Below are 21,683 nucleotides of genomic sequence, written 5' to 3'. Positions count from 1 at the left end.
CTAAGCTTTTTTAGCTGCTTAGAATCGTATTCATTTAGCAGATTTAAAAAAAATTAATGTCGTTAGCTATTAAGCAAGATATATATAAAAGTTACTAAGGTTCTGAGTCGCTGAGGCTCTTAATAAAATTAGAGGCTCCAAACTTAGAATCTTAGTTTCTTTCAAAATTCATTTAAGTCTTAAAAAAATTAATGTCGTTAGCTTTAAGCAAGATATATACTAAAATAAAGTACAAAGGTTCAAAGAAATATAGTGCAAAGTTTAGACTTTGTTATATGTGGCTTTTGAACCTTTTTTTGAAGTTTCAAAGTCTAAAGGCTGCAAAGCAATAAAGCTTTTATGTAAGCAAAAGTCTAAAAATATTTGTACCCAGCAACTTTGAACCTGAAAAAAAATCTTCGCCAAAAGATTTTTTTTATACATTTGCATAACTAGCTATATAATTAATTATAATATGGAATTTTTTGATAAAGTGGGCAAAGCGGCACTGGGAAGTCGTTTGCGTTTAATGACTAAAGTTATTACAGACGATGCTTCTAAGATTTATGAATTGTACGGAGCAGATTTTGTTCCAAAGTGGTTTCCTGTGTTTTATACTCTTTCTGAAGAAAAGGAGCTGACAATTACAGAGATAGCAAATGAAATTGGACATTCGCAGCCGTCGGTAAGTAAAATTATTCAGGAGATGATTGGTGCGGGACTGGTTCAGGAAAGTTTAAACACAGATGATAAACGAAAAAACAATGTTGTTTTAACCGAAAAAGGTCTTTCGCTTGCAAAGAATATACAGCAGCAGTTAAAAGATATTGATGTGGCAATTGATGATTTAATTTCGGAGTCGAAACACAATCTTTGGGCCGCGCTTGAGGAATGGGAATTTTTATTGCAGCAAAAATCAATGTTTAAACGTGTAAGCGATCAGAAGAAACTTCGCGAAAGCAAAAACGTTCAAATTGTAGAATACGCGCCTCAATATAAAGAAGCTTTTAAAGCGTTGAATAAAGAGTGGATTTCAACTTATTTTGAAATGGAAGAAGCCGATTATAAAGCGCTGGACAATCCGGAGGAATATATCCTGAATAAAGGCGGTAAAATTTTGGTGGCTTTATACGAGGATGAGCCTGTTGGGGTTTGTGCCCTTATTAAAATGAACAACCCCGATTATGATTTTGAGATGGCTAAAATGGCCGTTTCACCAAAAGCACAGGGTAAAAATATAGGCTGGTTATTAGGCCGGGCTATCGTTGCTGCAGCCAAAGAGATGGGAGCAAAAAAGATATACCTGGAAAGCAATACCATCTTAAAACCCGCCATCTTTATACTATAAATTAGGTTTTGAGAAAGTCTTTGGCTTAGAAACACCTTATAAAAGATGTAATATTCAGATGGAGTTGGTTCTTTAGGGAGAGTTGCTAAGGTACTAAGGTTCTAAGATGCTAAGTTTTTTTTCTCAGTAACTTAGAACCTTAGCATCTTAGCATCTTAGAACCTTTTTTCTCAACGTCCAAACCTGTAATACTCTAAATCCTGATTCTTTTTATTATTTAAAGAATCTACGATTGAATTCATTCCGATGACACTGAAAGTGATTCCGTTTCCGCCGAAGCCCAGAACGTAATGTTCATTTTTTTTCGGATTTGGTTTCCCGAAATAGGGAAGGCCATCTTTGGTTTCGCCAAAAGTTCCAGCCCAGGAATAATCCAGTTTAAAGTTTATATCAGGAAATCTTCTTCTAAATTGCCTCATTAATGAAGCTTCTTTCTTCGGAATTAATTTATCTCTTTTTTTAGCATCTTTAAATTCTTCGTCGCCGCCGCCCATAATGATTCGGTTATCAGAAGTGGCACGGTAATAATAATAAGGAGAAGAAGTATCCCAGATAATGGCATTTTTTAAGATCGCCGGTAATTCGGGTACACTTTCAGAAGCCAGTGCATAAGTGCTTTTTAAATCCACTATTTTTTCTTCAATCGTTTCTGTGCTTTCATAACCGCTGCAATGTATCACATGATCTGCCGTGATGGTGCATTTATTTTCGGTATGTGCAACGCATTTTCCTTTTTGGGTTTGAATCGAAGTTATGTTTGTTCTGTCAAAAATCTGCATACCGTTTTGATAACAGTAATACAATATATCACTCGCCAGTTTAAACGGATCCATAACGGCAGCCGTTTTAGATTCGATTGCTGCAATGGCATTCAATCCCATTTTTTCGAGTTCGTATTTGTTCAGCCAGGTAACGTCAAAATCATTTTGTTTTCGGGCTTTAAATTCATTTTTTAAAAACGGAATATCTTTTTTATAAGAGGTAAAATAAATACTTTTTTTAAATTCAAATCCGCAGTCGCTTTCTACTGTATCAATTATATTTCGCAGATCGAAGATGGCTTTTTTGCCATTTCTATAACTTTCTACGGCACATTTTTCGCCCCGAAGTTTTATTAATTCATGCAGCGGTACATCAATTTCATATTGAAGCAGAGCAGTACTCGCCGCGGTGCTTCCGTTGCATACGTCGCGGCGGTCTGCCAGTACGATTTTTTTCCCCTGAGTAATTAATTTATAAGCGATTAAAGCGCCAGTTATTCCGCCTCCAATAATTAAAATTTCAGTTTTAATATCGGCGTCAATAGAGGGATAGCTGGTATTCATGGCATTTTTTAAAGGCCAGAAAGTTTCTGTTGAACGTAATTTCATTTTTTATCTGTATTTCGTGCAGCACGATGCTTGGTTCTGTTTTTATCTTTAAATTCATGTTGCGAATGCGCCTCAGCAATTGAGTGAGAAGTTCTTATGCTTTCGTCTTTTTTCGCGAGTTCACCTAAATGATGGTAGTATTTTTGAATGATAATCATTTCTTCTTCGGTCATATTTTCAATATCGACTAAACTATTGCTTGAGCGTTCATTTGAAGCCACCAGTTCATTTAGTTTTAATTGAATTGCCAGCGAATCTTTGTTTTGTGCTTTTTGGATTAAAAAAACCATTAAAAAAGTAATAATTGTGGTTCCGGTATTAATAACCAGCTGCCAGGTTTCAGAGTAATCGAAAATAGGCCCCGAAACTGCCCATGCGATTACAATTATAAAAGCTCCTATAAATGCAGTAGTGCTTCCTGCTGCCTTAGAAACTTTTGAAGCAAATTTTTCAAATGCACTTCCTCCGTTTTGTTTTTTCTTTTTCATCGCATTATCAATTATGTTTTCTTCTTGCTTACTTTTTCTTTTTTAATGACTTTATTATTTTTCTCATCATAAACAGCTCCCATAATTTTTTGACCTGTTTTGCTGAATATTTTAATTTTTGGATCGTTGTGTGTTCCTGTAATTACAATTGGAAAACCAATAATTCCGCCTGGAGGAAGCCCTAAACGCATACGGAGGTCAAGAAGCCCGTCAAAACTGGTAGTTCCTTTAATGGTGGGTTTAAAACTGGCCACACTAAAAGTAAAAGGTTCAATATGAATTAAATTATTATCAATATTCGACTTGATTTCGATTCCTTCCATTTTAGGATCGTCTAAACCTTTTTGTCCGGTTTGCGAACTGACTCCTTCAAATAATTTAAGACCTTTGACTTTTACATCACGAAGATTTATTATTCCGTCTCCTTCAAGAGATTCATAAATTGGTCCCATATTTCCGTTTAAATCACCTTTTATTTTATAATCAACAGAAATAATCCCCTCTGCTTTTTCGGCAGCCGTAACCATATCGTGAAACATCGGAATTTCTTTATAGGCACGTTGTACACTAAAATCTTTGGCTCTAAAATGAGCATCGAAATGGGCTGTAGTTGGTGATTCGTCTTTGTACGATGCATCGATGCCTAAAATACAGTCGATGATATTAAAAGTGGTATTTTCTAAATAAAATCCGCCTTTTGCAATTCCAACTTTTCCCGAAAGTTTGTTTAGGTTCAGGCCGTTATATTCTACTTTATCAGCATTTGCGGTAAGCGAAACATTTAAATTTTTAGGAATCATAACTACACCGCTCATTTTTGGATGATCTTCTTTTGCATATTCGACCTCCAGTTTTTGGTCTTTGTTTTCGCCTTTTTCAAGCGCCATAAATTCATCTACATTAATCAGTTTTGATTTCATGCTGAAGTTACCGCTGAGAGTACCGTGCGATTCCAGAAAATAATTAATGGTATTTAAAAGATATCCGTTTATATCAAAATCAGATTTTCCGTAAGAAGCATAGAATTTTTCAAACCACATTTTTTCGTTTTGAAAACGGAAATTTCCCTGTTTGATAAAAAAGGCTTTCGGAAATAATTCGGATGTAGTTTTGATATTTTTCAGCAGAATTGTACCGCGGTTATCCAGTTTATCGTATTGTCCGGTTGTGGCGTAACTTTGTTTTCCCTTGAGAGACAAATCGGCTTTTGCATAACCCGTTACATCTAAACCTTTTCTTGAAAACACCTGATAGATTCTGCCAACATTCAATTCACCTTTAATTTTGGCATTGTAAGCCAGATCATTAAAGTCTGATAAAGTCATGTTTACATACATCGGATTTCCTTCAAAAACAAAAGAGGCAGGTGCAACAGCTACAATTAAATCCTGAAAAGTTCCGGCTTTGTTAAGCACGTTGGCAACAAAAGTAATATCAGTAATCGGGTTAGGGTAGGAGTCGGTTTTCAGCCAGCCGTTTCTAAGCGAAATACCGCCAATAGTTTTTGGAAATAGTTTTTTTGAAGTACTGAAAAGCCCTCGTGCCTGAATATCGGTTTTTAAAAGACCTTTTAATTCTAAAGTATTTAAACCAATTGCGGCATCGACAACAGCAAGGTCCAAAGCACCTTTTACACTTGCATTGATTTTCATTTCACTTAGTCCTTTGCTATGCAGATAAGCGTTGAAATAATCTTTTTCGCCTACTTTAAATCGCAGGGTTCTAAGGTTTACCAATAATTGTTCTGTATCGAGTGAAGGCAGTATGGCATTCAAATCCATTTGAAAATCAGTTAATGGTACGGGGGCATTTTGATAATTTACCGCACCGTCTTTTACCTTTAAGTTGAAAGCTAAATTGGGTTTTTGTTTTTTGGCCGCATTATAATCTCCTTTGAAAGAAAGGACCAGATCGCTTTTTCCTGAAATTTCGGTTTCATCCAGCCAGGTTAAATATTCCGGCGGCATCACCGATAATAAATCTTTTACGGTTGTATTTTGAGAAGCGGCTTTGATATTAATTTTATACCCATCTCTTAAAATGGTAAATAAACCTGTAAAGGTCAAAGGAAGTTTATTGATTTTTAATTCGTTTTTTTGAAGAATAAACGAAAGCGCGTGTGTATTGATTCGGGTAATTAAATCGGCACGGACAGCTTTTTTTCTAAGATAAGCCGTTCTGTTGTAGTAAAAATCTAAAGTGTCAATTTGAGCATCAGTATTCAAATCAAAAATATCATCGCTCAGATTTCCTTTTCCAATATAGTTAAAACCTTTGGCATCGACTAAAATCTTAGCCGAACGGTCATTGTATTTTACATGGCAGTTTTTTAAATCAATTCGTTCCAGTTTTATTGCAGTTCCTTCTTCTGGTGCATTTGGATCTTCTTTTTCATCTTTTCGGTCTTCGGGTGCAACATAAATATTGTAATTGGCCTGTCCTTTTTCGTTGACCATTACATTTATGAGTGCATTAGAAACATATAATTTGTTGATTTTAACTTCACTGTCAAAAATCAATCTTTTTAAATTAATTCCAAATGCAACCTGATCCGCTTTTAGTAAGGTATCATTTCCAAAAGGAGCAGAACCTGTCATAGACAAATCGTCAAGCGAAACGGTCAGGGAAGGAAAGTGTGTAAAAAACGAAAGTCTGGATTTCGAAAAATCCAGTTTGGTATCTAAACGTTCGTTTGCAATTTTTTTAACTTCTGTGGCAACTTTTCCGGGAAATAGCAACGGAATTAAAAAAAGTAACAGCAGTATTCCTGCTATTACGATTCCCGCCCATTTGAGTATTTTAAGGCTTATATTTTTGTATGAAGTTTTCATGGCTTAGAGTTTTTAATTATTTCTTCTCAGGCTCTTTTTTGGCTTCTTCCTGTTTTTGTTTTTCTTCTTTAGCTTTTTCTTCTTTGGCCTTGGCTTCTTTTTCTTCTTTAGCTTTTTCCTGCTTTTCTTTCTCTTCTTTAGCCTTGGCTTCTTTTTCTTTAGCCGCTTTTTCCTGTTTCTCTTCTTTTTTCTCTTTTATCTCTTCCTGCTTTTTTTCTTTTTCTTTCTCTTTTTTCTTGAAATAGCCTCTAAAAAGGAAATTGCTTTTTGCAGCTTCCATGTTATCACTAAAACCTTTTGTGCCCGTTTCCAGATTAGAAAGCGTATTGGACACGCTGTTTGCCATTTTATCATCGCGGACTAATCTTGCCAGAGCACCGTTTCCGTTATTCATGCTGTGACTGAAAATCGCCAGCTCTTCGGAAATAACTCCAACATTGTCAACACTTTTCTTTACGCTTTTCATGATGTCATTCATTTCAATTCCGTTAATAGAAGCGATAGCACCATTGTCTTCGATAACTTTTGTCGATTTTACGCCGGGAGTAATAGTCAGTACTTTATCGCCCATTAATCCGTCAGAACCAATGCTGGCTCGCGCATCTGTTTTTATGAATTCACGAACTTCATCTTTTATAACCATTGATACCACGACTGAAGAATCGTTAATTAACCTGATTTCTTCGACCGTACCAATGTTGATACCTGAAAAGCGGACGTTGTTTCCTACTTCTAAACCGCTGACCGTTTTAAATTTTGATGTTATATGGAATGTTGAACCAAATAGGTTTTTTTGTTTTCCAATAAAATAAATGGCCATTATAAAAAGCAACAGCCCAACTGTTACAAACATTCCTAATTTCCAAGTATATCCAGATTGCTTCTCCATGATTTCTAATATTTTATTTTGCTTTATTCAAAAAATGAGCGTACCCATTCGTCTTCGTCTTTTTCTAATTCTTCGTAAGTTCCTTCGGCGTGAATTTCACCGTCTTTTAAAACCATTATTCTGTCTGCCGTCATTTTGGCGCAGGCCATGTCGTGCGTAATGATGATCGATGAGGTTTTTTGTTTGTGTTTAATATCCAGAATTAATTCGCTGATTTCTCTCGAAGTAATGGTATCTAATCCTGTCGTTGGTTCATCGTATAAAATGATTTCGGGTTTTAAGATCAATGTTCTGGCCAGGCCGATTCTTTTTCTCATTCCTCCTGATAATTCTGCAGGCATCTTATCAATTGCATCTCCAAGTCCAACACTTTCAAGAGCTTCTATCACTTCGTTTTCAACTTCATCTTCGTTTAAATCTCTTTTGTGGGCACGCAGCGTAAAAGCCAGATTTTCTCTCACTGACATAGAATCGTATAAGGCACCGCTTTGAAATAAAAAACCAATTTTTACTCTGACCTCATTTAATTCACTTTTGGATAAATCCAGCAGGTTTTGGCCAAAAACATTAATTTCTCCTTTGTCCGGCTCGATTAACCCCACAATACATTTTATCGTTACCGATTTTCCGGAACCGGAACGTCCTAAAATCACTAAATCTTCTCCTTTATTCACCGTAAGATTTACCCCTTTTAAAACTTCATTGTCTTTACCAAAAGTTTTATGCAGGTTCTTAATCTCAATAATTGGAACTTGTTTTTTATCTTTTGATTTTGGGTCGGTATTTTTATCTTCTTTAATCATCTTAATAAATTAAATCAGTTAGTTGAACTGCGATCATATCAATAATAAATATGCTTAAAGAGGCTGTAACTACGGCTGAGTTCGCAGCGCGTCCTACGCTTTCTGTTCCGTTTGCGGCATTAAAACCTTTATAACATCCAATCATTCCAATAAAAAATCCAAAGAAGAACGTTTTTACCGTAGCCGGAATCAGATCTGAAAATTCTAATGACTGAATAATCTGGGTTAAATAGCGGTAAAAATTAACATCGCCATGAATGTTTATTCCGGCATAACCGCCTATAATGCCTATTGCATCTGCAAAAATAACTAGTATAGGCACCATTAAAGTACAGGCTAATATTCTGGTTACCACTAGATAATTATATGGATTAATGGCCGAAACTTCCATGGCATCTATCTGCTCGGTTACTTTCATAGAACCTAGTTCGGCACCAATTCCTGACGAAATTTTTCCGGCACAAATTAAGGCTGTAATTACAGGAGCAATCTCTCTGATTAAAGAAAGTGCAACCATTCCCGGAAGCCAGCTTTCGGCTCCAAATTTGACCAGAGTAGGACGTGATTGAAGTGTAAGCACTAAGCCCATAATAAAACCGGTAATAGCTACCAGCGGCAATGATTTATAACCGATGATATAACATTGTTTCAAAAATTCTTTGGCCTCATAAGGAGGAATGAAAACCTCCTTAAAAAACCTTTTGGCAAACAAGGTTGCATCTCCAATTTGTGCGAATGTATTTTTTAAGATGAGAATCAAAATGTTTTGTTTTTAAGTTAGGTGTAATTTGAAAATCAATTATTTAACAGTTTTTTCCACTTTTTAAATTATAGATGAAAGTTACCTCAATACTTGTTAAAATATTTTACACAACTTTTTTCCTGGCTTATATAATTATCATTAAAGCACAATATTTATAATAAATTGACGTTGCAGTTTCTGTAAACAAAAAATCCCTTTCATTAAGAAAGGGATTTTCCGGGTTTAATAGAATTTTGGTCAGTCTATTGCGTTTTAAAAAATTGAATTTTTATAAGTTGATCGCGACACCGGTTCTGGATTTCATTAAGGGAATAACTTTAGATTCTGACATCGAAAATTTCTCCATTAATAATCTCGCTGTTAAATAACATACAGTTGATTCTGCTCCTTGATTTAAGTTTACGTTTTCTTTTTCAAGACCGTCATAACCACCGCCGCTTACCGGATTGTACATAATTTGATTTAAATGATTTTTGCCTAAAAACCAGTTAAATGCCGCTTTCATTTTCTTTTTGTATTCAGGTGTTTTAAAAGCATCATAAAACGCATTTAAAGTCTGAATGGTATAAGTAACATCAATTGGCTGTTCTCCATATTCCTGAGGTTCAGAACCTTTGTGGTACCAGCTTTGATTTGAAATAGCTTTGAAGTTGCCGTCTATAAACGTTTTTGACATTAGGAAATCTAAAGAGTCCAGCGCTACTTTTTTGTAAACGGCCTTATTTGTAATTAGATAAGCATACAGCATTGATTCCGGCAGAACGCCATTTCCGTATGTTAAATAATTTTCAAACCACTGCCAGTCTTCAGAAGCTGTTTCTTCATAGTTTGCCAGTAATTTTGCATTCAGTTTATTGATGATCGCCGCCACATATAAATTTGGAATGGCGTTGTGATATAAGTATAAACCTTTTGTAGCAAAACCAATAGAACGAGGCGATTGAATATTTTCAGCCCATTTTAATGAGTTCAGAAAAACTTTTGCAGCTTTCTTCGAAATATTCTCCGGCAGGATATCCGCATTTGAAACTACAGTTCCTAAGGCCCAGATAGCTCTTGCGTTAGAATCTTCTAGATTAACTTCGGCATTTTGCTCAACGTGCTCGCGATTTTCCTGATCTACATAATTGATAAAATCCCCTTTTGGTTTCTGGCATCTTTCGATAAAATCCAGATAAATTAAAATATAAGGAAGATCATCCTTGTCTTTTGTTAGTTTGTAATGCATGCAAAATGCAATCAAAGCTCGTGCATTATCATCAAGAGTATATCCGGAATCCAAATCGGGAACGGAGATTTTACTAAACTGGATAATACCAAGATCTGTAGTTAATTTTTTGATATGTCTTAATTGAATATCCGGATAACTGTATTTAATATCAGCCGGATTTTCAATTAGTTTTTTATAAGTATTCATGTGTGTTAATCCGGCGTTTTCCCAAGATGAAGCTCTCATTTTGGTAAAAGCCTGAATTCCCATTTCATGTCTTAAATTTTCATCGGCAATTAATTTTAAAGTTGCTTCTGCAAATTGATCTACATTTCCAATATCAACTAAAACACCGCAGTCTTCAGTTAAAACTTCTCTTGTATGCGGAATTTTAGAGGCAACCATTGGACAGGCACAGCTCATTGCATAAGCAAAAGTGCCGCTTACCGCCTGATTTGGATCTTTTGAAGTAAACAAATAAATATCTGTGGCTTTTAAATATTCTAAAAGTTCTTCGGTATCTAAATATTGATTGATAAAACGAACATTCTGGCGTAAACCTAGTTCATCTACCATTGCTTCCAGTTTATCACGATAAGCATCAACACCGTCTTTAATTAAATTCGGATGCGTTTTGCCAATAATCATATAAAGTACATCTGGTTCTTTTTCTACAACTTTTGCCAAGGCTTGCAAACCTGTTTCGATATTTTTTCCTTCACCTAAAAGCCCGAAAGTTGATAAAACAATTTTATTTTTAATATCGAATTTTGCTTTGGCCTGTTCCGGAGTTTCATAAATTACAATATGGGTTCCGTGTGGTACGCATGTAATTATTTCTTCATTGATATCGTAGTCTTTAATCAAAATTTCTTTTGACTGGTTTGTCATTACAAAAACAGAATTGCTGTAGCTTAAAAGTAACTTTACAAAAGTTTTCAGTTCATTATTCGGGTTTGGAATAACGCTGTGAAAAGTATAGGTTACCGGTTTTTTTACTGCATTTAAAAAATCTAATAAATGATCTCCGTAGTTTCCGCCAAATAAACCAAATTCATGTTGAATATGAACTAATTTTACATTTTTATCTTTGTTAATTTCTTCGGCAACTTTTGCATATTCTGCTCTGTCTTTTGTATTTAATGTAAAGGCTTGTGTTGGATTTGCTTTTGGTTCGTTGACCAGTTCGCAGATTTCACAAGTTATCGATTTGCCAAAAACATCGGTAATTCCTTTTATTGTATCCTGAGTATAAGTTGCGATTCCACATTGTGTTGGCGGAAATGTAGAAAGAAAAACAATTTTCGATTTATTTGATATCGTCTTCATGGGAGTTCTGTTTTAGTTCGTTTAATAAGTCGTTAAGGTTCAGAGAGGCCGCCGCAATCTTGTCATCGGCAGCACCGTAATAAATATATAATTGGTCGTCAAAAATGGCTGTTCCTGTAGGGAAAACAACATAATTTACATAACCGTGTCTTTCATAATATTCTGATGGCGTAATAATAGGTTTTGTTAATCGTCCTATTACTTTACCAGGATCATTAAGATCTAATAAAGCGGCGCAGGCGTGATAAACAAGACCTTTTTCGCGTTTTTCGGCGGCGTGATAAATTAACAGCCATCCATCTTTAGTTTCAATTGGAGGAGCACCCGGACCAATATGACTGGTTTCGTGATCGTATTTTGGCTCCATGATAATATGATCGGGCAGGTTTTTTAGATAGTCTTTCCAAAAATCTGCTGTGAGATCTTTTTTCTTATCAAAAGAAACAATTTGTATTGAAGGAAATAATCTGTGTAAAGCCACAAATTTTCCGTTTATTTTTTTAGGAAAAAGAACCACGTTTTTGTCCCATACAAATAAATTATCTTTTATAGTTTCGCTTAAAGGATAATTTCTTTCTGTATTAAAAGCTAATATTCTGGCAATACTTGGATTTTGTAAATGCTTGCGGATCAAATTGGTAAATTCATTTAAAATAAATTTTGGAGTTATTATTCCTTTCTTTTTAAATGAAACCAGATCTTTTGATACAGCAAGTGCTCCACAGGCATTTAAACCGTCGTATGTTACATAAGTCATATAATAAGTATCGTCAATTTTTGTAATTCTCGGATCTTCGACACCATGTATTTCATAAATATATTCGGGTAAAAAAACAGGTTCTGTTCGGCGTTCTACTAAGGTAGTCGGGCCTTCGAACCGGCAGTAGCCTATGGTTGAAAAGTTCCCTTTTTTTGCCGCTCTGTAAAACATATGAACGTTATTTCCATCTTGAAATACAGCTGGATTTAAAACACCTAATTCTTCGAAAGGTCTGTCTGTTTTTTCTAAGATAACACCTAGTTTTACTGCTAAGGTGTCTTGTGTTTTAACCAATTCCATATCTCATTTTTAATTTTGATTAAAATTACCTTGAGAACACAGCGGGAATTGACTCAATCAATCAAAAAATTAACTCAAAAACATTTACATGGGAATTGTATAAAGTTAAAATTGAAATTCTAAAAAAGGCAGATAAAATTATGATTTGTAGTTAATTGCGATAAAAAATTATAGCATTTGAGTTAATGATTTTTGTAAGTAAAGAGGAACTTTGAGAAACAAACAAATCAGGCTCATTTAGAGTCACATTTTATAACTTAAATTTTTATTATTATGTTACGATGGACAGTCACATTTATAATTTTGGCTATAGTAGCCGGAATTTTTGGTTTTGGAGGAATTGCCGCCGGAGCCGCCAGTATCGCAAAAATCTTATTCTTTATATTCTTAGTTCTATTTATTATTTCATTAATAAGCGGAAGATCGAGAGTTTAGATTTTATTGTTAAATCAAAAAAAGCGAAGTTGACTTATATAGGGTTGATTTCGCTTTTTTTTTGTTTCAGGTTTCAAGTTTCAGGTTGTTAGTGTCTGGTGTAAAACTTCTTTGTTATATATGCTATGGGAAGACCAATGCAGAAAATTAAAATCAGAACAGAAAGCAATAAAGGAAAATCAAAATGTTTTTGCGGCAGTTTTGGAAAAACAATTGGCAGCACAATGAGGTTCATTACAATCCAAACAAACATGCCGTATAAAACTCCCGAAAGTAAAAGGCTGTTCCGCAGAAAAGGAAAATATGGATATATTTTAAAGTAAATATAGGCGAAAACAAAGGCAATAAAATAATGCAGCAGTAAACCATAAAAGGCCATTTGAGATCCGCTGGTATAGGCTTCTTGTTTAAAAATGCCGCTGGCAATAGACTGCAGAATTTTTACTGCGGTTGTCTGATGTAGTATAACGGCATAAATTATAATAGCAGCCAGTATATCTAAAGTACCCGATAATAAACCAGAATACAAGATGGTTCTAGATTTAGATCTCATTGCTTTATAGTTTGGTTATATACTGAAATATATTATTCAATTGATGCGTATGTCTCTGTGTATGGACTAAGGCAAAATCAATCCATTCGTACATAGTAAATTTATCAAAACCTGGAACCTGATAATCCAGACAGGTTAAGGTTAAATCGTACTTTTGAGCACAATCTAATAGCTCAGATTCGATTTTGAGCAGCTCGATATTTAAGGCATTTTTATTGTATTCTTTTTTCTCGGGTTTAAGAAAAACAGGTGCATCCATTTTTATAGAGAAGTTTAAAAAAAGGCCTTCAATATCTTTAATCTTCTCATCGGGTTTTCGGCTGGTTTTTTCTGTTTTTCCGGCAAACAATTCCGGAAATCCCGAGCATGCCAGAATAATATGCTGTGCAGTTTGTCCTGCTGTCCAGCTTCCTTGATAGGGAATGATGTTTAATTCGCTTTCGGAAAATTTTGAAAGTACATCATTTACCTTTTTGAATGTCTCAACAATATCTTTTTGAACTTCTGTTTTCATATTATTGATTTAGATTGATTATAGTACAGAGGTTATCCACCAGACATTGCCAAACGGGTCTGTCACGCCGCAGGTTCTCCCGTAATCTTTGTCGCTTAATGCCATTAACGAAACGGCTCCGTTTTCTAATGCTTTTTTATAGGTTTCATCTGCATTGGGAACATATACAAACAAGTGTGAGGTTTGCTTTGCCCAATCTGTAATTTCATCAGTAATCATGATGGTGCTGCCGTTTAAGGTAACTTCGGCATGCATAATAGTACCATCTTCACGCACGGATTTTGTATTGGTTTCGGATGCGCCAAATACATTTTTTGTAAAATCAATGAATTTCGAGGCTCCTTTTAAAATCAAGTAAGGCATTATGGTTTGATGTTCTGCTGGAATATTCATTTTTTGATATTTTAAAAATTAGGATTCTAAAATTACGATTTTTATTTTAATATTTTGTAAATCAGTAAATTAAGATTTTACAAAAGCACTTCGCACTGAAAACCATATGAATTTAGAAGTTCGATTATTTTAGGGTTGGAGATGGAAGAGGCATGAACCCGAAGGATTTTATCGCAATCTTCGAGATCAAAATTGACAATACTATTTGGGAAATGTTCAAGAAGTTTCCCAACAATCATGATAGATTGTTCGACTTCCTGAACATTTGTTTTGAAAACTTCTATCATCGTTAGGGCATTTTACAAAGCAATATTTTTATATCGCTCTATTTTGTGATAATAGATATAAGAGATTGCCAGGATCACTAAAAAGATTAAAGGAAAGAAACTTTGAAAATTCATTCCGTCAACTGCAAAATGGCTGATTGAAGCAAATATAAAATCGAAACCAAATCCGGCATACGCCCATTCTTTTACATTTTTAGGAATAGATGGAATGACTAATACCAAAACACCCAAGATTTTGAAAACGACCAGTGCATTTCCAAAATATTCCGGATAACCTAAATGTCTGATTCCTTCTTTGGCCAATTCAGTTTGGGAAGTCAAAGCCGGCATAACGCCCTCGAAAAGGAAAATAATAGTAGTTGTAATCCAAAAAATAATTTTTGCTTTTTTCATGTGGTTTATTTTTAAATAGTTATTAGTTAATGTATTACAAATGTACTATTCTTATTTTCTCATGAAATAGGTATTTACGACTATTTTAGGGGCATTTGGGACAAGTTCAGTTTGTTGTTTGTTGTTGGTTGCTTGTTGTTGGTTGTTGGTTGTTGGTTGTTGGTTGTTGGTTTGGAACTTAATATACAGTTTGTCATCCCTCGTTCCTCGGGATGGCAGGATTGCGTTGAATGCTTCGACTACGCTCAGCATGAAATGAAATAGGAAAAATTGGAATTTTGAATTTAAGCCAAAACATAGTTCTTTATCAAAAACAAATCCTCAAAACCTAATCGGGTATAAATACCTTTTCCTAAATCAGAGGCTTGTAACTGCGCATATTCACAGCCGGCATCAATAGCTTCGTTCACTGCAAATTTCATAATTTCCTCAGCGAAACCTTGTTTTCGCATTTCTGGAATTATACCAACACCATGAATTCCCATTATCTTTTCGGTTTGAAAAAGAGTAAGAGTTCCTAGTGGTTTTTCGTTTAAGTGAACCAAATAAAATTTTACATTTTGGTAATTAGAGACGAGTGTTTCTTTGCTGATTACATAATTAAAAGATAATGGATAAATATCAGACCAGGTTTCTGCATCCTCTTCATCTAAAACTCTTTTAAAATTCAAATTATTCTCAAGAGTGAATTTTTTCTCCAGTTTTAAAGCCATTGCCACAAGTTGATTTCGAATAGTAAATCTGTTTTTTTCGAAAATTTCATTTGAATTGCTTCCAAAAATATCCCAATACGGAACAACTAAGCCTGGATTTTTTTCGATCGTTTCCAGAATCTGCGGAAGGTTTTCTTCGTTAATATCTTCTCGAAACCATAGACGGTTTGGCCACCCGGAATTTCTGATCTGAGAGAATTCTAAAAAACCATTTTGGTGATAAGAAAGGAGAGGAGTGGCCACGGTTTTCCAAAGAGTGGTAAGATTGTCAATATTGTTTTTTATAAGGTTTGTATGGTTCATTTTAATAACAAGTTTGAATTATAGCACAAAGATAAATCTGGTCTTTTAGAAAAGCCTTTACATATGTTGATTTACAAATCTTTTTCAAGACTTTTTCTGATTCGGCTTAACTGTGTTGGTGTAATACCTAGATGCGATGCAATATGCAATAACGGAACTCTTTCTGCAATACTTGGATGTTTTTCTAAAAGACTGACATATCTTTCGGTTGCGTTCTGCATAACCAATGCGATTTCCCTTTGTTCTTTATCAATAATCCAGTTTTTTTCTAAGTGAGCAATATAAAAGTTCTTAAGATCATCGTTTTCATTAATTAACGAAATGTATCTTTTATAATTAAGATTGATGATAATGCTGTCTTCTAATGCTTCAATTGTAAAATTAGAAGGCGATTCCAGCATCAGTGAAACTTTAGAACCTGCAAAATAATTTTCAAGAAAAAGATTTTTGTTATAGAAATTTCCCTGCTGGTCTGTGATAAAAGCTCTTAAAACACCTTTTACAATAAAATGAAGATTTTTAGCAATTTCTCCGTTTTGCAATAACGTTTCACTTTTTTTAAGGGTTTGAAATGCTGCAATACTCTCAATCAATTTCCATGAATTTTCAGAAATAGGATAGTAGCTTTCGATGGTTTGTTTTAATTGATGGAGGTGTTTCTGTTGGTTAGAAATCATTATGTAATTTTTAAGCTTACCAAAAATAGCGAAATTTTGAGTCAGATTTATTATTCTGAGGAATGAAGCAAACTCATTGGCTGCATCAGTAATGCTGGTGTGGTTACTTCGTTCCTCGCAATTACATAAAATGAGATAAAAAGAACTCTCGCAGATTTTGCAGATTTTTTTTTGAGTCGTACTAAATTATCTTCATAAATCTGCTTACATATTTTCTGCGTGAAACAAACCTTTGCGGCTCAGCGAAAAATATCTGCTTTATCTGCAAGATCTGCGAGAGCTAAAAAAAAACTTAGCGAACCCTGCGTAAACCCTTGCGCTCTTTGCGGTTAAACTAAAAAACGCCATGAAACCCAAAGGTCTCACAGCGTTTTCATCTCAAAAAATAAATAATTAACGGGTAATGTAACAGGTATTATTTCCAGCCTCCGCCAAGAGCGCGGTACAAATCTGTGTTGGCTGTAAGTTGTTGTCTTTTTATATCGGCAAGCTCTAGTTCACTTTGTAATAAATTGGCCTGAGCTGTTAAAACTTCAAGATATTCTGCCATACCATTTTTGAATAATAGATTAGCATTTTTAATAGCCTGTTGTAATGTTTTAACTTTTTCTTTTAGGAAAATTTCCTGCTGCTGTAATTTCTCTACTTTAACCAAAGCATCCGAAACTTCGCTAACGGCAACCAAAACAGATTGTCTAAAACTTAAAACAGCTTTTTCTCTTTCTGCAACAGCTATATTATATTGCGTTCTTACTCTTTTGTTGTTTAAAAGTGGCTGTGTTAAACCTCCGGCAACAGTTCCGAATAAAGAAGCCGGAATGTTAAACCAATTGCTGGTTTCAAAAGAGTTTACACCGCCTTGAGCTGTAATTCTCAATGCCGGATATAAATCAGCTTTTGTGATTCCTACGTTTGCGTTTGCCGCTTTAAGAGCCAGTTCGGCACTTTTTACATCAGGTCTTCTGCTAACTAATGAAGACGGAACTCCGATTGCGGTATTGTGTTTTACTTCAATCGCACTTAAACGAATTGACCTTTCTTTTGAATTTGGGAAAGAACCCGTTAAAACGCTCAAAGCATTTTCCTGAATAGCAATGTTTTGTTCTAATAACGGAATCAATTGCGCTGAGTTTAATTTCTGCGCTTCTGATTGCTGAATTGCTAAAGTTGTTACCTGACCTGCATCGTATTTTAATTTGATAATATTGGTTGTACTATCGTTTAATTTTAGATTTTGTCTGGCAATATCCAATTGCGCATCCAGCATTAATAGATTGTAATATCCTCTTGAAACATTAGCTACGATATTAGTCTGCAAAGCTTTTTTTACTTCTTCAGACTGAAGATATCCTGCATAAGCACCTTTTTTCTGGTTTCTGATTTTTCCCCAGATATCGGCTTCCCAAGAAAGTGAAGCCCCGGCAGAATAATCATCAATATGTTTGGCACCAATTGCCTGGTTTAGGTTCAATCCTGTAAAACTATTATCAGACGGATTGCTTGTGCTCGCATTTACAAATAAATTAACCTGAGGTACATTTCCCCATTTTGATTGTGTAAAACGGTATTGCGCAATTTCGATGTTTTTTTCGGCAATCTGCAAATCGTTGTTTCGGGCAACGGCGCTGTCGATTAGTTTGATAATATCTTTTTCTGTAAAGAAATTTTTCCACTCCACATCGGCAATACTGGTTGTATCACTCGAAACCGATGCATTCCTGAAATTCTCAGGAAATGCATCTTTTGGAGTTTCAATATCCTTCGAAACTTTACAGGATATCAAGGTCGTGATCAGAATGGCGAAGGTCACGATTTTGGTTATATGATTTTTCATTGTTTTTTTATTAGATTTTTCTATCCGTTGGGTGTAATTTTTAAACACATAGGAACATAGTTTTTAGGAGACTTTAAAAGGCGTTTCACTAGTTTAAATGCACATAGTTTAGTTATGTGTAGAAACTGGTTTCTTTTGTATTCTCTTTTTAGACAATCCCGAAGCTTCGGGACTATGTCTCTACGTGTTTAATTTTTTTTTCTATTTTTCACCTAAAGGGTTAAATTTCTGTACAAGTATCTTTTCTGTTTTCAAGATCTTTTGAGATTCTGTACGATATATAAGCGATGCCGATTATAATGGCTACCAAAGCTGTTGTTATATAGTTTTCCATTTATTATTTTTCTTCGTTATGAATTACGGCAACTGGTTTTCCAGAAACCTTTTCTTGTAAATGCTGGAAGATGATGAATAAAACCGGAATGATAAACAAACCTAGAATTACTCCTGAAATCATCCCTCCGGCAGCACCAATACTAATAGAGTGGTTACCCTGAGCTGATGGCCCTTTTGCGCTCATCATTGGCACTAAACCAACAATAAAGGCAAGAGACGTCATGATAATTGGTCGTAAACGTAATTTTGCAGCATCGATTGAAGCTCTTATTAACGCTTGTCCCGATTTTCTTTTCTGCGAAGCAAACTCTACAATCAGGATGGCATTTTTGGCAAGAAGTCCAATCAGCATGACCAATGCAACTTGCACGTAAATATTGTTTTCAATTCCTGTTAAACCAATAGCTACGAATACTCCAAAAATACCTGCAGGGATTGATAAGATTACCGCCAAAGGCAAAATGTAACTTTCGTACTGTGCAGCAAGTAAGAAATAAATGAATATCAAACACAGTAAGAATATAGTTGCAGACTGCCCTCCGGAAGAAATCTCCTCACGAGTCTGACCCGAGAATTCGAACCCGTAACCTGCAGGTAATTGTTGTGCTGCTACTTCTTCAATTGCTTTAATGGCATCTCCGGAACTAAATCCTGGTTTCGGAATCGCATTAATAGAAATTGAGTTAAATAAATTGTATCGTGAAGCGGTTTCTGAACCATAAATACGAGTTAGTTTTACTAAAGTATTTATTGGCACCATTTCGCCTGTTTTGTTTTTTACAAAAACCCTGTCAATTGAGGTTGGATCAGCTCTGTCAGCAATATCAGCCTGAACTACAACACGGTAATATTTACCAAATCTGTTGAAATCTGAAGCCTGTGCGCTACCAAAATAAGCCTGCATGGTTTGTAAAATGTCTTTTACATTAACACCCAATTGATTTGCTTTCTCGTCGTTGATATCCAATTGTAATTGAGGATAATCTGCTTTGAAACTTGTAAAGGCAACTGCAATTTCAGGACGTTTCATTAATTCGCCGATAAAGTTTTGAGAAATACCACTGAATTTATCCAGTTTTCCTCCCGTTTTATCTTGAAGTACTAAATCTAAAGCCTCAACGTTACTAAATCCTGGAACAGTTGGGAAACTGAATACGAAGAAGCTTCCGCCAGATATAGCACCCAGTTTACCACGAACCTGATTCATGATTTCGTCAATATTTTTTAATTCTCCACGGTCCTCATTTGGTTTAAGCAATACGAAAACTACTGCTGAAGACGGGCTTGTAGAGTTAGTCAATAAGTTGAAACCAGAAATTGCGGTTACAAATCGTGAAGCATCTAAACCTCTTAAAGTATTTTCAGCTTCAGTCATTACTTTTTGAGTTCCGTCTAATGATGTTCCAGATGGCGTGTTTACTGCAATTGCAATAAATCCTTGATCTTCTGTTGGAATAAATCCTGCAGGAGTTGTTTTTACCATCACAACAGTTGCTATTGTAATTAAAGCCAATCCGCCTAAACTCAGCCATTTTCTTCTGATTAAGAATTTCAATCCGCCTACGTAACGGTTTGTCAGCGATTCAAAACTGCTGTTGAAAGCGGTAAAGAATTTTTCTTTAAATCCTTTTTTCTCGTAAGGCGCCCCGTGATCGTGTGCTCCGTGATTATCTTTTAAGAATAATGCTGCAAGCGCCGGACTCAATGTTAAGGCGTTAACAGCCGAAATTACAATTGCAATTGCCATCGTAAAGGCAAACTGACGATAGAAAACTCCCGTAGAGCCTTCCATAAAACCAACCGGCAGGAAAACAGCAGCCATTACCAGCGTAATCGAGATAATAGCACCCGTTATTTCGTGCATTGCTTCATGGGTTGCGATTTTTGGAGACAAGCGTTTATGCTCCATTTTCGCATGCACGGCTTCGACAACTACAATAGCATCATCTACCACAATACCAATCGCCAGAATTAATGCGAAAAGTGTTAAAAGGTTGATCGAAAATCCGAATAACTGCATGAAGAAGAACGTTCCTAAAATTGCTACAGGTACAGCAATAGCCGGGATTAATGTTGATCTAAAATCTTGCAAGAAGATAAATACCACAATAAATACAAGTATAAAAGCTTCCAGTAATGTATGCTCCACCTGCTCGATAGACTGGTCAAGAGATACTTTTGTACTATAAAATATATTGTGTTTTATACCTTTTGGAAAATCTTTAGAAGCCTTTTCCATCATTTTGTTAATGGCAATCTGAATATCATTAGAGTTAGATCCAGCTAACTGAATAACCCCGATTACAATTCCTTTTTTACCATTTAAACGTGTTAAACTGTTATAAGAGTAAGCACCAAGTTCAACTCTCGCTACATCTTTTAAGCGAAGTACTGAGCCATCTGCATTAGAACGTATAGCAATATTTTCATAATCTTCAGGTTTGGTTAATTTCCCTTTGTATTTAATAACGTATTCAAAAACTTCTTTGCTTCGTTCTCCAAATTTTCCGGGAGCTGCTTCCAAACTTTTGTCCTGAATAGCCGCCATAACTTCATTTGGCGTCACTTTGTAAGTTGACATTTGTGTTGGGTTTAACCAAACACGCATCGAATAATCTTTTACACCACCAAAAATACTGGCAGAACCTACACCCGGAATACGTTTTAGTTCCGGAATAATATTAATCTGTGCATAGTTGGCCACAAAGGTTTGGTCGTATTTTGCTTCATCATCAGTATACATACCAATTGCCATGATGAAACTGTTTTGTTGTTTTGCAGTAATAACACCCTGCTGTACAACCTCTGCAGGAAGCTGGCTGGTTGCCTGCGCTACTCTGTTCTGTACGTTTACCGCAGCCTGGTCAGCATCTGTACCCAGTTTAAAGAAAACTGTAATGGCTAAAGTACCGTCGTTACTGGCTGTAGAGCTCATGTAAGTCATGTTTTCTACACCATTTATAGATTCTTCCAGAGAAGGTGCCACAGAACGTAAAACCGTTTCTGCGTTTGCTCCAGGATATACCGCTGTTACCAAAACCGATGGAGGCGCAATATCAGGAAACTGTTGTAAAGGCAGTTTAGTTAAACCCAATACCCCCAGAATCACCAATAAAATGGAAATTACGGTTGCCAGTACAGGTCTTTGTATAAATATTTTGAACATTTTCTTTTA

18 protein-coding genes and 1 pseudogene are annotated in these 21,683 nt (G+C 35.3%); 2 read left to right on the top strand and 17 right to left on the bottom strand.

Annotation, left to right across the window (positions count from 1 at the left end; genetic code table 11):
* The first annotated feature begins 454 nt into the window (after positions 1 to 454).
* Positions 455 to 1,403: pseudogene (locus BKM63_RS21200) on the top strand (bifunctional helix-turn-helix transcriptional regulator/GNAT family N-acetyltransferase).
* Positions 1,404 to 1,497: 94 nt separating this feature from the next.
* On the opposite strand, the gene BKM63_RS21195 reads toward BKM63_RS21200, so the two are convergent.
* The 8 genes from BKM63_RS21195 to BKM63_RS21160 all read right to left on the bottom strand — a co-directional run bounded on the left by BKM63_RS21195 (position 1,498) and on the right by BKM63_RS21160 (position 12,070).
* Positions 1,498 to 2,697, bottom strand: coding sequence for an NAD(P)/FAD-dependent oxidoreductase (locus tag BKM63_RS21195; protein ID WP_071638587.1), 1,200 nt, complete (start codon positions 2,695 to 2,697; stop codon positions 1,498 to 1,500).
* Positions 2,694 to 3,185, bottom strand: coding sequence for a low affinity iron permease family protein (locus BKM63_RS21190; protein ID WP_071638586.1), 492 nt, complete (start codon positions 3,183 to 3,185; stop codon positions 2,694 to 2,696). Before BKM63_RS21190 ends, BKM63_RS21195 begins: the two co-directional genes overlap by 4 nt.
* A gap of 11 nt (positions 3,186 to 3,196) precedes the next feature.
* Entirely contained in the window at positions 3,197 to 6,016 is a 2,820-nt protein-coding gene (locus BKM63_RS21185) for an AsmA family protein (protein ID WP_071638585.1), read from the bottom strand.
* 16 nt (positions 6,017 to 6,032) lie between these two features.
* Positions 6,033 to 6,905, bottom strand: a complete 873-nt coding sequence (locus tag BKM63_RS21180; protein WP_071638584.1) for an MlaD family protein — start codon at positions 6,903 to 6,905, stop codon at positions 6,033 to 6,035.
* A gap of 23 nt (positions 6,906 to 6,928) precedes the next feature.
* Complete coding sequence (locus BKM63_RS21175) at positions 6,929 to 7,708, bottom strand: ABC transporter ATP-binding protein (RefSeq protein WP_071638583.1); 780 nt, start codon at positions 7,706 to 7,708, stop codon at positions 6,929 to 6,931.
* 1 nt (position 7,709) lies between these two features.
* Complete coding sequence (locus tag BKM63_RS21170; RefSeq protein ID WP_071638582.1) at positions 7,710 to 8,468, bottom strand: MlaE family ABC transporter permease; 759 nt, start codon at positions 8,466 to 8,468, stop codon at positions 7,710 to 7,712.
* Positions 8,469 to 8,739: 271 nt separating this feature from the next.
* Positions 8,740 to 11,010 (bottom strand): glycosyltransferase, encoded by a 2,271-nt coding sequence (locus BKM63_RS21165; protein WP_071638581.1) that lies wholly within the window; start codon positions 11,008 to 11,010, stop codon positions 8,740 to 8,742.
* Positions 10,991 to 12,070 carry a pesticidal protein Cry7Aa gene (locus tag BKM63_RS21160; protein ID WP_071638580.1) on the bottom strand — a complete coding sequence of 360 codons (1,080 nt, stop codon included), beginning with the start codon at positions 12,068 to 12,070 and terminating at the stop codon, positions 10,991 to 10,993. The genes BKM63_RS21165 and BKM63_RS21160 overlap by 20 nt, the downstream gene beginning before the upstream one ends.
* Before the next feature lie 273 nt (positions 12,071 to 12,343).
* Here BKM63_RS21160 and BKM63_RS21155 point away from each other — a divergent pair, with 273 nt between their 5' ends.
* Positions 12,344 to 12,505, top strand: coding sequence for a DUF1328 domain-containing protein (locus BKM63_RS21155; RefSeq protein WP_071638579.1), 162 nt, complete (start codon positions 12,344 to 12,346; stop codon positions 12,503 to 12,505).
* An 88-nt stretch (positions 12,506 to 12,593) separates the two neighbouring features.
* On the opposite strand, the gene BKM63_RS21150 is transcribed toward BKM63_RS21155, so the two are convergent.
* The 9 genes from BKM63_RS21150 to BKM63_RS21110 form a co-directional block, all read right to left on the bottom strand.
* Positions 12,594 to 13,058 (bottom strand): DUF1440 domain-containing protein, encoded by a 465-nt coding sequence (locus BKM63_RS21150; RefSeq protein WP_071638578.1) that lies wholly within the window; start codon positions 13,056 to 13,058, stop codon positions 12,594 to 12,596.
* 4 nt (positions 13,059 to 13,062) lie between these two features.
* Positions 13,063 to 13,572: a DinB family protein gene (locus BKM63_RS21145; protein WP_071638577.1), complete on the bottom strand. Its 510-nt coding sequence runs from the start codon at positions 13,570 to 13,572 to the stop codon at positions 13,063 to 13,065.
* A gap of 18 nt (positions 13,573 to 13,590) precedes the next feature.
* Positions 13,591 to 13,965: a VOC family protein gene (locus BKM63_RS21140; protein WP_071638576.1), complete on the bottom strand. Its 375-nt coding sequence runs from the start codon at positions 13,963 to 13,965 to the stop codon at positions 13,591 to 13,593.
* Between the two features lie 77 nt (positions 13,966 to 14,042).
* On the bottom strand, positions 14,043 to 14,252 hold the full coding sequence (locus BKM63_RS21135; protein ID WP_071638575.1) for a hypothetical protein: 210 nt from the start codon (positions 14,250 to 14,252) through the stop codon (positions 14,043 to 14,045).
* Positions 14,253 to 14,264: 12 nt separating this feature from the next.
* Positions 14,265 to 14,645, bottom strand: a complete 381-nt coding sequence (locus BKM63_RS21130; protein WP_071638574.1) for a DoxX family protein — start codon at positions 14,643 to 14,645, stop codon at positions 14,265 to 14,267.
* Between the two features lie 284 nt (positions 14,646 to 14,929).
* Complete coding sequence (locus BKM63_RS21125; RefSeq protein ID WP_071638573.1) at positions 14,930 to 15,661, bottom strand: GNAT family N-acetyltransferase; 732 nt, start codon at positions 15,659 to 15,661, stop codon at positions 14,930 to 14,932.
* A 71-nt stretch (positions 15,662 to 15,732) separates the two neighbouring features.
* Entirely contained in the window at positions 15,733 to 16,338 is a 606-nt protein-coding gene (locus tag BKM63_RS21120) for a Crp/Fnr family transcriptional regulator (RefSeq protein ID WP_071638572.1), read from the bottom strand.
* A gap of 415 nt (positions 16,339 to 16,753) precedes the next feature.
* Complete coding sequence (locus tag BKM63_RS21115) at positions 16,754 to 18,172, bottom strand: TolC family protein (RefSeq protein WP_071638571.1); 1,419 nt, start codon at positions 18,170 to 18,172, stop codon at positions 16,754 to 16,756.
* 337 nt (positions 18,173 to 18,509) lie between these two features.
* Entirely contained in the window at positions 18,510 to 21,674 is a 3,165-nt protein-coding gene (locus tag BKM63_RS21110) for an efflux RND transporter permease subunit (protein WP_071638570.1), read from the bottom strand.
* Between the last annotated feature and the right edge of the window lie 9 nt (positions 21,675 to 21,683).

It is taken from the genome of Flavobacterium johnsoniae (assembly GCF_001879205.1).
GTDB lineage: Bacteria > Bacteroidota > Bacteroidia > Flavobacteriales > Flavobacteriaceae > Flavobacterium > Flavobacterium johnsoniae_A.
The sequence above is the reverse complement of the archived record's forward strand: the minus strand, read 5'-3'. Positions and strand labels throughout refer to the sequence as shown.